The 13,232-nt window shown below is 35.9% G+C and carries 11 protein-coding genes; 8 read left to right on the forward strand and 3 right to left on the reverse strand.

What is annotated here, in order from left to right; all coding sequences use genetic code 11:
* Positions 1-114: 114 nt before the first annotated feature.
* Positions 115-816, reverse strand: a complete 702-nt coding sequence (locus ACE38V_RS01600; protein WP_375839384.1) for a pirin family protein — start codon at positions 814-816, stop codon at positions 115-117.
* 349 nt (positions 817-1,165) lie between these two features.
* On the opposite strand from ACE38V_RS01600, the gene ACE38V_RS01605 reads away from it, so the two are divergent.
* Genes ACE38V_RS01605 through ACE38V_RS01615 form a run of 3 tightly spaced genes read left to right on the forward strand, consistent with a single transcriptional unit; the run spans position 1,166 to position 5,091 of the window.
* Positions 1,166-2,521 (forward strand): APC family permease, encoded by a 1,356-nt coding sequence (locus ACE38V_RS01605; RefSeq protein WP_375839385.1) that lies wholly within the window; start codon positions 1,166-1,168, stop codon positions 2,519-2,521.
* A 25-nt stretch (positions 2,522-2,546) separates the two neighbouring features.
* Positions 2,547-4,172, forward strand: coding sequence for an amidohydrolase (locus tag ACE38V_RS01610; protein ID WP_375839386.1), 1,626 nt, complete (start codon positions 2,547-2,549; stop codon positions 4,170-4,172).
* 28 nt (positions 4,173-4,200) lie between these two features.
* A complete protein-coding gene (locus ACE38V_RS01615; RefSeq protein WP_375839387.1) occupies positions 4,201-5,091 on the forward strand; it encodes a carbon-nitrogen hydrolase in 891 nt (296 codons plus the stop codon).
* Positions 5,092-5,296: 205 nt separating this feature from the next.
* Here the strand turns inward: ACE38V_RS01615 and ACE38V_RS01620 are convergent, their stop codons facing one another.
* On the reverse strand, positions 5,297-6,508 hold the full coding sequence (locus ACE38V_RS01620) for an MFS transporter (RefSeq protein WP_375839388.1): 1,212 nt from the start codon (positions 6,506-6,508) through the stop codon (positions 5,297-5,299).
* 219 nt (positions 6,509-6,727) lie between these two features.
* Between ACE38V_RS01620 and ACE38V_RS01625 the strand changes: the two genes are divergently transcribed.
* Positions 6,728-7,066, forward strand: coding sequence for a YrdB family protein (locus tag ACE38V_RS01625; RefSeq protein ID WP_375839389.1), 339 nt, complete (start codon positions 6,728-6,730; stop codon positions 7,064-7,066).
* Positions 7,067-7,124: 58 nt separating this feature from the next.
* Here the strand turns inward: ACE38V_RS01625 and ACE38V_RS01630 are convergent, their stop codons facing one another.
* Entirely contained in the window at positions 7,125-7,301 is a 177-nt protein-coding gene (locus tag ACE38V_RS01630) for a hypothetical protein (RefSeq protein WP_375839390.1), read from the reverse strand.
* A 541-nt stretch (positions 7,302-7,842) separates the two neighbouring features.
* Between ACE38V_RS01630 and ACE38V_RS01635 the strand changes: the two genes are divergently transcribed.
* The 4 genes from ACE38V_RS01635 to ACE38V_RS01650 all read left to right on the forward strand — a co-directional run bounded on the left by ACE38V_RS01635 (position 7,843) and on the right by ACE38V_RS01650 (position 13,093).
* A complete protein-coding gene (locus tag ACE38V_RS01635) occupies positions 7,843-9,750 on the forward strand; it encodes a hypothetical protein (RefSeq protein ID WP_375839391.1) in 1,908 nt (635 codons plus the stop codon).
* Positions 9,751-9,781: 31 nt separating this feature from the next.
* A complete protein-coding gene (locus ACE38V_RS01640) occupies positions 9,782-11,065 on the forward strand; it encodes a glycosyl hydrolase family 5 (protein ID WP_375839392.1) in 1,284 nt (427 codons plus the stop codon).
* Between the two features lie 208 nt (positions 11,066-11,273).
* A complete protein-coding gene (locus ACE38V_RS01645; protein ID WP_375839393.1) occupies positions 11,274-11,891 on the forward strand; it encodes a class D sortase in 618 nt (205 codons plus the stop codon).
* Between the two features lie 200 nt (positions 11,892-12,091).
* Positions 12,092-13,093 carry an LLM class flavin-dependent oxidoreductase gene (locus tag ACE38V_RS01650; protein WP_375839394.1) on the forward strand — a complete coding sequence of 334 codons (1,002 nt, stop codon included), beginning with the start codon at positions 12,092-12,094 and terminating at the stop codon, positions 13,091-13,093.
* Positions 13,094-13,232 lie beyond the last annotated feature (139 nt).

Below are 13,232 nucleotides of genomic sequence, written 5' to 3' on the forward strand. Positions count from 1 at the left end.
AAGGTATCCCCACACAAACTTTATTTATAAAAAAGGATTCTCTTGTAAAGTAAATACAAAAAAAAAGCACACCAAACTTTGTAAAAGCGATTGGGTGCTTGAATTTTAAAATCATTATGCTGATTTTTCCATTTCAATTAATAAAATATGGGAAGCCTCATCTGCTTTAATGGTAATGTCTTCTTCAACAATTTCCATTCCATCTCTGGAATCTAATTGGATAGAATTAATGGTTGAGTTTCCTTCAATTTGGACTAAGTAGGCTTGTCTGCCTTGTTTAACCGGAAAGCTAATTTCTTTGCCTTTATCTAATTCTAGGGCGTAAATATTTGCATCTTGATGAATCTGTATTGGAGCATGGCCTTCCATATTTGATACAACGTGTAGCCATTGATTATGTCTGTCTTCGAATTGAAAGGGCTGATCACCATAATTTGGAGTGTGTCCGATTTCATCTGGAAAAATCCATATTTGCAATAATCGTAATAGATCTTTTCCCCGATTATGTTCACTATGGAAAACTCCTGTTCCTGCACTCATATATTGCACGTGTCCGCGGGTAATAGTATTGTCATTGCCCATGCTATCTCGATGGGTTAGCTGACCATTCACAACATAAGTGATAATCTCCATATTTTGATGGGGATGTGTATTAAATCCTGTGTGGGGATCGATTAAATCATCATTGATTACGCGCAAGACTCCAAATTGAATATTATCTGGATTGTAATACTCCGAAAATGAAAAGTGAAATTTACTCCTAAGCCACCCAAGATTGCTGCTTCCCATGTTTTGGCTATCTAATTTCTTTAACATATAATCGACTCCTTTTTGAATTGAAACTTTAGTAAATATTTTCTTTTAAAAACAATATTTTATTTTGAATTAAATTATCTTTAATTCGAGATAATTATAAAACCATCATTAACAACTTGTCAATAACAAAATATTTATCGGATAAGAGAACATATTATTTTGATAAAAAAGGATTGTATTATTCAGATATGCATAATTTATGTAAGAATGAATAAAAGGAAAGGAATTTTTTGCAAATTTTAAGAAAATTCACAAAAATGAATTTGGTACGAAACTTGCATAAATAGTATTTATATAATGAAAAACATTAATTGTATGATCAATCTATTAAAAAAAGGGAGAGTGGAAGATGAAAAATGTAAGGCTACAAAGATCCTTAACCGTATTTCCTTTAGTCATTTTTGGATTAGCCTATATGGCACCCACCACAGTATTTTCTACATATGGGGTTGTTGCACAAATCACAGAAGGAATGGTTCCGGCTGCATATATTGTTGCTTTAATTGGAATGCTATTTACGGCATACAGCTACGGAAAAATGGTTAAAGCGTTCCCCGTCTCTGGATCCGCTTATACATATACGCAAAAAGCGATAAATTCACATGTGGGCTTTATGGTGGGCTGGGTGATTTTATTAGATTATCTATTTTTACCCATGATCAATGGACTGTTGCTTGGAATCTATTTACATGCTTATTTTCCTTCCGTCCCATTTTCTGTTTGGCTTATTGGATATATCGTTTTGATAACCATTGTGAATGTAATTGGGGTCAAAATTGCTACGAAGGTTAACCTCTTATTAATATCTTGTCAATTTTTTATTATCCTTATCTTTTTTATTCTCTCAATCAAAGGATTAGTAAATGGAATGGGGTCAGGGACTCTATTCATGAGTTCCCCGTTTATTAACGGGGATATTCCGTTTTCATATGTATTAACGGGTGCCTCCGTATTATGTCTTTCCTTTTTAGGTTTTGATTCTGTTACCACATTTTCAGAGGAAACTATTGACCCTCGAAAAAATCTCCCCAAAGCGATATTTCTAGTCGCTCTGATAGGCGGAGCGCTATTCATCCTAATCTCCTATTTCTTGCATCTCGTTTATCCGCAATATCACGCATTTAAGGATGCGGATTCAGCCTCACTTGAAATTGCTAAATATATCGGAGGGAAGTTGTTTGAATCCATTTTCTTAGGTGGCTATATAACAGGGGCATTGGCTTCGGGATTATCCTCACATGCAAGTGTTTCAAGACTCTTATATGGAATGGGAAGAGATGGAGTTCTTCCAAAAAAGGTTTTTGGACAAATTCATGCAAAATATCGTACTCCCGCAGTGAATATTTTAATAGTAAGTGTGTTTATGTTGACAGCATTTTTCGTAGACTTAGTCACAGCCTCTTCTTTTATCAATTTTGGGGCACTCGTTGCATTTACTTTCGTTAATTTATCGGTTATTTCTCATTATTTTATACGTGAAAAACTGAGAAAGAAATTTGATTTTCTCCTATATTTAATGATTCCGTTGATAGGGGCTGGTTTTTCTATTTGGTTATGGGCTAATCTAGATAAAAAGGCATTGATTCTAGGTTTTTCATGGTTCGCCATTGGATTTCTCATTCTTCTTTCGATGACGAAATTGTTTAGTCAAAGTCCGCCAGAATTATCCATTGATCAAATAGAAACAAGTGAGATGAATATTTGATATCAATTATTGGGAGGAATGCTTCATGACAAAAGCAGATTTGCTTCTTTCAAGTCATCATGTATTTACAGGATTACAGGATGAACCTATTCCTGCTGCCATTGCAGTTACGAATAATATCATTACGGCGATTGGCACAAAGGAAGAACTGCAAGACTGTATTGGAGAGAATACAAAAGTATATGATATGGAGGATGAACTGATTCTTCCAGGATTTCATGACTTTCATATGCATATTATGATGGGGAGTATCATGGAAAAAGAAAGTGTCTCATTATTTAATACGAAATCAGCAGCGGAAGTTGCCGAAATGGTTGCGGGTTTTGCTGAAAAGAGACCAGGAGATGATTGGATTATCGGAATTGGCTGGGATCATACAAGTTGGGATCAAAAAGAGCTTCCTCATCGAAGAGTACTAGATTCATATATTGCAGATCGACCTGTTTTATTATTTAATGCAGAGGTCCACTATGCATGGATTAATAGTAAAGCCATGGAAGTCATCCAATTAACGGAAGAAAATCCCAACCCGGAATATGGAGAAATCGGGAAGGATGAATATGGACAGGTAACAGGAATTTTATTTGAACATGCTATGGGGTATGCAACAGATTATGCTTACCAAATGTCAAAAGAAGAGCGAGTACAATTATTACAAGGATTTTTAAATGAGACAGCAAAATTTGGAATTACTTCTGTTAATGATTTATATGGAGCGAAGATTGCCCCTAATCAATTAGAGGATATAGAATTATTCTCGGAATTTGAACAGGATGGAAGGTTAACAACCCGAATTCATTTCTCCCCCGAATTAAGAAATGATTTGAAGGAAGCTCAGCAATTACATGCAAAGTATCATTCGCCATGCTTATCTTTATCCGGGTTAAAGCAATTTATCGACGGAGTTGTTACTGGACATACTGCTTTTCTACTTGAGCCTTATCTTGATTCTTCTGAAACAAGAGGAGGAACGACTCAATCACCTGAAAAGATTAAGGCCATCGTCAAACAGGCTGATAAACAAGGATTTCAAATTCGTTTTCACGCGATAGGCAATGCGGCCGTGCGGTTAGCATTGGATGCGTTTGAAGAAGCAAGAGGCGAAAATGGAAGCAGAGATTCCAGACATGTTATTGAACATGTGGAAGTATTGCATCCAGATGATATTTATCGTTTTAAAGAGCTTGGAGTTATCGCTTCCTTTCAACCTTATCATATCGGATTAATGGAAAGTCAAGCATATACCTCAAGGATTAGTGAACAACAACAACCTCTTTACTATCCGATAAAAACTGTAAGCGATACAGGGGCAAAAATTGCCTTTGGCACGGATTTTCCAGTTGTTTCTCTAAATCCGATGAATGGTATTTATCATGCTATTACAAGAGAAGATTTATCGAGAAATCCATGGGAGAAAGGGGAGGGAATTTCTTTAGCCCAAGCTTTGAAGAATTATACATCCGTTCCTGCCTACGGCTCTTTTAGAGAAAAAGAGTTAGGAACCTTAGAGGTTGGAAAACTAGCAGATATCGTTGTATTAAATAAAAATTTATTTGCTATACCTACAAAAGAAATTCTTCAGACAGAAGTGAAACTGACCATTATGGATGGAAAAGTAATTTTTGAAAACCAATCTGTTCCAACCGTTTAAAATCTTTCAAACAAAGGGGTCGTTTGTGATGTCAAAGGTTAAAATTGGTCTGATTCAATTGGAATGCGGAGAAAATATTCAGCAAAATATTCAAAAAACGAAAGGGAAAATTATTGAGGCCGCTAAAAATGGGGCGCAAATTATTTGTTTACAAGAACTATTTTCATCTCAATATTTTCCACAAACTGTAAATGTTAAGAATTATGATTTAGCTGAAGATCTTCATAGTGAAATGTTGACTGAGATGAGCGAATTGGCGAGAATTTTAGGGGCTGTTTTAATCGTTCCATTTTATGAAAGGGCAGGAGCAGGGATTTATTTTAATAGTGCAGCAATCTTTGATACAAATGGTGAATGCTTAGGAATTACGAGAAAAAATCATATTCCAGATGGACCACAGTATCATGAAAAATACTATTTTGTCCCAGGAAATACGGGTTATCCTGTTTATGAAACAATATTTGGAAAAATAGGAATTGGAATCTGTTGGGATGAATGGTTTCCTGAGGTGGCAAGAATTCTTTCCTTAAAAGGTGCCGAAATTTTATTCTATCCTTCAGCCATTGGCTCTGAGCCTGATCATCCTGAATTATCAACAAGATCCACTTGGCAGAAGGCAATATCTGCTCACGGGATAAGTAATGGCGTTTTTGTGGCAGCAACCAATCGAGTTGGAAAGGAAAGGGAAATGCATTTTTATGGTGGGACTTTTATTAGCGATCCATTGGGAAATATCCTTGCAGAACTTGACAAGGAAGAAGGCATCCTAGTTCAAGAGATCGATTTACATGAAATCGAAAAGACTCGGAGAATTCTTCATTTCTTTAGAGATCGACGTGTTGAAACTTATGAACCGCTGATGCAGAAGGAAATTCTACCTAAATTTGCTCCTCTGCGATCAAAGGTAATTGAAGGTTAATCATTCATTTGTCATGAGGGGATGTCTAAAATGCACATTTTAGGATCCATTTTGCTCAAACTATAAACCCAAGAATGATGTTATTTCAGCATTCTTGGGTTTAACATGTTAACTTATTCGAGCTTAAAATTATTTTTCGGACAGCTCTTTTTCATGCGGATGATATATTCATGTATTTGAAAAAAATCTCTTCTCCCAAAATCTTTTAAACACTATGGGGAGTATGCTTATATCTTCTGGTTGCCAGACTTCCTAAGCGGAAGGCTAACAAAATGGAAATGAAGGCAAGAGTTCCGATCATCGCTACAACACCACTCCAGCCATGGCTGCTGTAAAATGTACCACTTACAGTTCCGCCAATACTTGAACCAACATAATAGAAAAATAAATACAGGGCAGATGCTTGTGCTTTATCATGAGTTGCTAATTGTCCAACCCAGCCACTCGCAATAGAATGTCCAGCAAAAAAGCCATAAGTAAAAATGGCAATTCCCAATATTTTAATCAATAAATTAGAATTTAATGTGATAAAAGCTCCTACTAATAAAATCATCAGCGAAATTTGTAATAATTTTTTCTTCCCGTATTGATCAGCTAACATCCCCATCCAAGTCGAGCTAAATGTTCCCACAATATAAACGACAAACAAAAAGCCAACTAAAGTTTGACTTAAGGAATAAGGAGGAGCGACCAGTTGAAAGCCAATGTAGTTATATAAAGAGACAAAGCAGCCCATTAAAATAAAGCCAATAAAAAATAGATAAATCAATCCCGGCTCTTTAAATTGAATGAAAAGGGATTTAATTAAGGTGTTGAGTTCTAATTTTCGTGGCTTAAAATGGGTGGATTTTGGTAAAATGAACCAGAAGGCAATGCTGGCAATTAAGCTAATGATTCCAATCCCCGCTAAGGCTACATGCCAATTAAAGATATCGGTTAAAATTCCACTGATAATCCGCCCGGTCATCCCACCGATGGAATTGCCGCTTATATATAATCCCATGGCCAATCCTAAGCTTTGCGGTTCAATTTCTTCACCCAAATAAGCCATGGCGACAGCCGGCAAACCAGCTAGCGTAATTCCTTGTAAAATTCTACATAGAATTAATAAATGAAAGCTTGGGCTTAAGGCTGTCAGAATAGATAGGATGGAAGAAGCAAGCAAAGAAATCGTCATTACTGACTTTCGTCCAAACACCTCTGACAAGGAACCGGCAATTAACATACTAATCGCTAATGCAATCGTTGTTGAGGATAAACTTAAGCTAGAAATCGTAGGTGAAATATGAAATTGCTTGCTGATTTCAGGAAGTAATGGCTGCGTTCCCCATAGAATCGCAAACGTATTAAAACCACCCGCAAATAATGCAATGTTAACCATTTTAAATGTGTGAGTCCCACGCTGAATATAACTCATGTCTAAAGCATACTCCTTTATAAAAAAATAAACCTGTTATCCCTATAAAACTACATAAGTTCATAAAGTTTTATTTTACTACTTTAAGTTAATGTGTTCAAAACTGTCTTTTCACACTATGAAACTGATTTTAGCACTTTTTGACTTTTTGTAAATGAATGTGAACGCCGCTTTCCTCATTTATAAGAACCGAATTTTTTATGAAAGGAAGGAAAATGAGTGGAAATATTGAAAATGGGGAATCTGTTTCTTCGTTTTATTTTAGAATTATTCGCATTATGGATGGCTGGATATTGGGGATTTAAAACGGGACATGGAAACTGGATGAAAGGACTTTTAGGAATAGGCGCACCACTAGCAATTGCGCTTGTCTGGGGAATGCTCGGATCTCCTAAGGCGCCCATTACCTTGTCAACTTCTTATCAATTAATTTTGGAGGCAGTTTTTTTCGGACTTCCTACCATTTTATTTTATATATCAGGGAAACCCGCTTTTGCTTGTATTTTTGTCATTGTTTTTGTTGGAAATCGAGTTCTAATGCTATTATGGAATCAATGATAAAAGGCCCAGTACAGTTGTGGATAGAAACGTAATCTTTAGCACTGGGTTCAAATATTTATTCTTTTTTCAACATATCTATCATTTTCATTTGTAAACCAATAACGATTGAGATTAATAGAATAAATATAAACGAAATGCTGTAAATCATTGTATGATCAATAAAAAACAGTAAGCTAAGCGAAACAAATGCGCCTAAGGTTATTAGTAAAATGGCAGCAAGATACTTTCCCATCTTCATCCCTCCAAAATAGATATACCATATTATAACAAATCAAAACAATTGCATAGAAGGAGAAAGGAGAAAATTTGTTGAACAGGGTCAGATGATAAAGCAAATGTGAAAATAGTTTGGTCTAGAAAGTGCTGATTGTGCATCCAGAGATTCTAGGCCTTTTTTGTGCGTAGAATTTGGACAGATTTATCCTTGTCCCGCCTGAAAGTAAAAGTTGTGAGTTGAAAAACCTAGCCTAACTCCAAAAATTATTCCTTTTTTGGGACCAATTATTTATAAAATGTGAAAATTTAGCGAATTTTAACAATGATTATCTAGGAATAAGAAAAAAGGAAATAGTAGAAAAGAGTGATACAAATTTCAATAATTTAACAATTGTATCATCATTTGGTACTAATAAAATGAATAGGTGCAGAAGAAAAAGTGAACATTCTTTGAAAACAGTAATAATTTCCTGATTTTTTATGCTTATTGATTTCAATTGAACAGTTTGTAAGAATTAACAATGTTCAATATTTAGTGAGGAGGGGAGGTGAAAAGATTGAAAAAAGGATTCATTTGTCTATTTTCTTCCTGTGTTTTGTTTTCTATGCCTAATGTTATTCAAGCAGAAGAAATTGGAAAACCTTTGGATTTGGAGCAGGCGGAGCAAACAACCGCAATCCCCCCTATATATGGGGACTCATCTGTTAATTCAAATGAACGGGAACATCAAATCAATATCCAGGGAGATGCGGATCAGACAAAGGGGATGGATAAAGAACAGAATATTCCAGTTCAAATCCAGGATGAATCCCAAAAAGAATTATTGGGGGAAATGGACGGAACAGAACAAGATCAGAGTGGTTTGGAATTATCAGACGAACCCACTACTATCGATGAAGGGAAAAATGATAAAGATGGTTCACTCTTAGAAGTTGCTGATAATCAAGGAAAACAATCAGCAGATAAAACAAAATTATCCGCTGACTTAATAGAATCCGGAGATTCCGTACAGAATAAAGAAGAACCAATTTCCACAAAGGTAATTGAACCGAAACCACTTTTGAGTATTAACCTCCTAGGTCTTAAACTTAGTCTTTTAGGTGCAAATATGAATGAAAATGGCCAATTCCAACCTTCACTATTAGGCCTGAGTTTAAATGATTCATCAAATTGGGGCGTTTTAAATCTTGGTTTAAGTTTGCCTTTGATTGGGGATGCCAGTATCGATCTAATCTCTGGAGGCAGTCAAAAGTCTGCATCAGGGGAGGTCCTTTCCTCAAAAAATCAGTTATTGGGAATTGGACTTAATAATTCTATGATTCTCGGAGATTTAAATGTAGGGGTATTACCTAGTAATGTCGAAAGTTCAGAAACTCAGAATAGTGTTTCTGGAGGATTAGCAGCAATCAACTTAAACAATAAGATTGGCAATGCACATTTAGGTGTTATTGAAGGAAGTAAACAGTGGTCTCAAGATTCAAGTAATTTCCACGGTGGCTTATTAATAACAGATCTTCAAGATTCTATTGTTGGGGACGCCCATTTAGGATTAGCTGAAGTTAATGCCATACAGACTTCTGATAGTAAGGAATTGCACGCAAGCTTAGTTAACGGGGAAATTGTTAATCCGATATTAGGAGACAGCCATTTAGGTGTAATAGACTTTAATCAAAAAGAAACAAGTGAAGGAAAAACTACTTCTGGAGGAATCATCATTATTGACCTAGAGGATTCTCCAATTGGGGATGTCCATATTGGAGCAGGTGAATTTGAAAAGAATGAAAATGGAAAACCAAACTCAAATACAACCAATCCTGAAGATGAAGGGAACATTCCTCAAAACGAGGGGACGAATTCTGATCAAGATCCAATTCATGATGGTTCAAAAGATAATGAACAACCTGGAGAAGAAACCCAAATCCCCGGAAATGGCGACCAACCAAATGAAAACTCTGAGGAAGAGATTTCTAATCCAAGTAGTCCAGTAAACCCAAGTATACCAGATCAAGAGGATTTACAACAAGATAATGAAAATAATCTGGATGCGCTAGAACATATTAATGTTCTAGATGATGAAATGAATGATTTAAATGAATTAGATCGCAAGGGTTCAGTTTCTCAATGGATGAATGAATTGATTGATGCAGGTAATCATACTGTCTTAAATAAGGACATTGAACAATCATTATCTAAACTGCTTGAAGGACAAAATGATGTTAACGATTTGATGAGTGATATACCAACGACAAGTCAAATAGTTCCAAACGGTTCTGGAAATGGAGCATCAGGTTCTACTAATAATGTTGGTGGAGGAGGAAATGGACTCGTTGCCCACCTTGATCGTGAGTATATGAATGAAGATTATATTCATAATCAGTTACACTTTATTTTAAAAAACGTACTTCCAGATCAATGGATAAAGGCGCCACCTGGTAAACCTCCAAAAGATCTCTTCTTCTTATGAGCTTAATGAAAAAGAAGAAGGAGAGTAGAAAATGAATAAAAAAATCGTTGTTAATTCATTTAAGAGTTTTGCTTTTGCCGTTATCTTTGCCTTTGGATTTTTTATCTTTGGTAACCAAGCTGACGCAGAAGAAGTAGCAAAAACAGAAGCTGATAATGCCAATACTTTAGCTGAGACAAATCCAGTTCATGAAGAAGTTTCAGCAGAAGATGCTAAAGTGACAGCTGCAGCCGAAGAAGTAAATGAAAACGCTGTAGTTGCAGAGGATCAAGCTAAAGAGCAAGTAGAGGCTAATTCAATCATTCCGAAAACAGCTCCCGTTCAGACAGGTAATCCCGATGAAAAAGATCCAAGTATTAAGAGTGAAAAAAAGGGATCACTTATCAATATTGGATTAGGGGGAGGTCTTATTAAACCAATCCTAGGTGAAGTCAATATTGATATCCTCGGAGGGAAAAAGGTTGAAACCGAGAATGGCAGTTTAACTACTGGAGGAGTTGCTCAGATCGATATTAAAGGTTCTGGATTGCTCGGAGATACGCATGCTGGTGTTATAGAAGGTACAAAAATTAAAACGGATGATTATGAATACACACATGGAGCCATAGTAGATGCAGATGTTGAAGGCTCAGTCATTGGCGATGCACATGTAGGCGTCATTGAAGGAGAAGCAGTTGAAACAGATGAATATACTTGGAAACATGGTGGACTTGCAATTGTGGATTTAGATAATCCTATAACTGGTCCCGTTCATGCTGGTGTAGGCGAAATTGAATCCTATGATCAAAAAGATAATAATCAACCAGGTAATGGAGACCAACCAGGTAATGGAGACCAACCAGGTAATGGAGACCAACCAGGTAACGGAGACCAACCAGGTAACGGGGACCAACCAGGTAATGGAGACCAACCAGGTAACGGAGACCAACCAGGTAACGGGGACCAACCAGGTAACGGAGACCAACCAGGTAACGGAGACCAACCAGGTAACGGGGACCAACCAGGCAACGGAGACCAACCAGGTAACGGAGACCAACCAGGTAACGGAGACCAACCAGGCAATGGAGATCAACCAGGAAACGATAATCAACCAAGTAATGATGATCAAAATAACAATAACGGTAAAGATAAAACTATAACGATAAATGAGAATAACAACAAGGTTATTGATACGGATAACGTTACAAACAGTACAAATGAAAATACATTACCAAAAACCGGTTCTCTATTGGATTCTAGTTTACTAGTTCTTTTATCCTTTATGATGATGGTTATTGGTCTTGCTTTTAGAAGATTTAATCTTAAACAAGCTTAATCAATTGAACATTGCCTAAATATTTACTATTAAGTAGGCGTATTTTTAAAAGAGGGCTGGCCACCCTCTTTTTTTCAGTATATATTTGCTTATTTCAAGCGCCAAAGCACATCTTTGGTATTTGAAAAAAGTGAAACAACAATTTGCAGCTGTTTTGAAAAAAATAGACTAGACAAAAAGAGTCTATAAAAAGGAGCTCCTATTGCATATGAAAAAAATCGGTACAATTTTCATTCTTATTGGAATTGTTCTGTTTATGTTTGTGATTTATACAAAAGGGAAAACATACTTCGAACAGCAAAAGTTGATAAAAGAATATACCTCACTGAATTTTTCCAGTGAATATGATGAAGATTCTCCTAAACAATTAGAAGTAAAGAAAGGTGATACAATAGGGATTCTTAAGATTTCCAAAATCAATTTGAAAACACCTATCGTGGAAGGAGCAAGCCAAGAGAATATTCGTTATGCTGTTGGACATCTTCCCTCTAGTTGCTCGACAACCGAATTAGGTAATAAGAATCAGAATTTTGTCATAGCCGGGCACCGTTCCTACACTTATGGAAAATTTTTTAACCGTTTGGATGAACTAAAAAAAGGGAATAAAATCATCATTTATGTTCAGAATCGAGTATTAACTTATAAAGTATTTAAGAAAAAAATAGTGGATCCAAAAGAGATAGATGTGATTAATCCGATGAAAGGTAAATCAATGGTAACATTAATTACCTGTCATCCTCCATATTCAGATAAGCAAAGATTGATTATTTTTAGTGAACTTGAATCTGAAAAAGTCTTAAATGGGGCTGAACTGATGAAAAAATAAAAATTACATTTGTATTTGTGATCTTGATATTCCTTATTTAACTCATTATAAAAGGCAAACACCTTTCATAAAAAAGTAAACAGTATTTCCTTGATCCTTCTTTTATTCATTTCCAGCTGAGGATGGTGAGCATATAAATTTGTTTCTTTTTTTATCATTGTTACTATAGTATTAATTCTTGAAAGAAAGGACAAATGAATATGGTGAACACTCAAATTCCGGTATCTGTTTTAAATCTTGTGCCTATTCGTGAAGGAGAAGGGCAAAAAGAAGCGATTAATGCGATGGTTGATTTGGCACAAACAACAGAGAAAATGGGGTATAAACGTTATTGGATTGCAGAGCATCATAATACGCCAACATTGGTTAGTTCGGCGACCTCAATCTTGATTAAACATACATTAGAACATACCAGTCAAATTCGGGTTGGATCCGGTGGGGTTATGCTGCCTAATCATTCTCCACTAGTTGTTGCGGAACAGTTTGGAACAATGGCAACGATATATCCAAATCGACTGGACTTAGGACTTGGTAGAGCACCAGGGACTGATATGATGACAGCAAGCGCACTTAGACGTTCTAAGCATGACTCTGTTTATACCTTTCCAGATGATGTTAGACAATTACTTGCATACTTTGGACCGAGGGAGCAACAAGGCTATGTAAAAGCTTATCCGGGTATCGAGACAAATGTACCGATATATATACTTGGATCTTCTACAGATTCAGCTTATTTGGCAGCAAAATTAGGATTGCCTTATGTATTTGCCTCACATTTTGCTCCCACTTATATGGATGAGGCCATTTCTATATATCGTGCCAGATTCCAGCCATCTGAATTTTTGGATGTCCCATATATGATGGTTTGTCTAAATGTTATTGCTGCTGAAAGTGATGAAGAGGCAGAAATTGAGTCGACGACAATGAAACAATTTTTCTTAAATGTAGTGCGAGGATCGCAAATTCCTCTTCAGCCGCCAACATTAAATATGGATGCTATTTGGAGCCCGGCGGAAAAAGAGGCCTCCAATTCTATGTCAAGACTAACATTTTTAGGAAGTAAGGATTCGATTAGGAGACAATTTATCCAGTTTCAAGAAAAATATCATGTCGATGAGATTATGGCTGTTTCTTATATTTATGACCGGGACAAACAAAAACGCTCATATGAAATATTAAAAGAGGTAATAGATGAAAATTAAACGTTTTTGATTTTTATAAAGCCTGATCTTTTAAAACAAAGTTTATTTTAAAAGGTCAGGCTTTAAATTTTGGAAAGGGAAAATTTGTAACAAATGAGTTAATGTTCATACATTTTACATATAATCATCTTTTTTCATA

Origin of the sequence: Cytobacillus sp. Hz8 (genome assembly GCF_042263505.1) — a bacterium.
Taxonomy (GTDB): Bacteria; Bacillota; Bacilli; order Bacillales; family Cytobacillaceae; genus Bacillus_BE.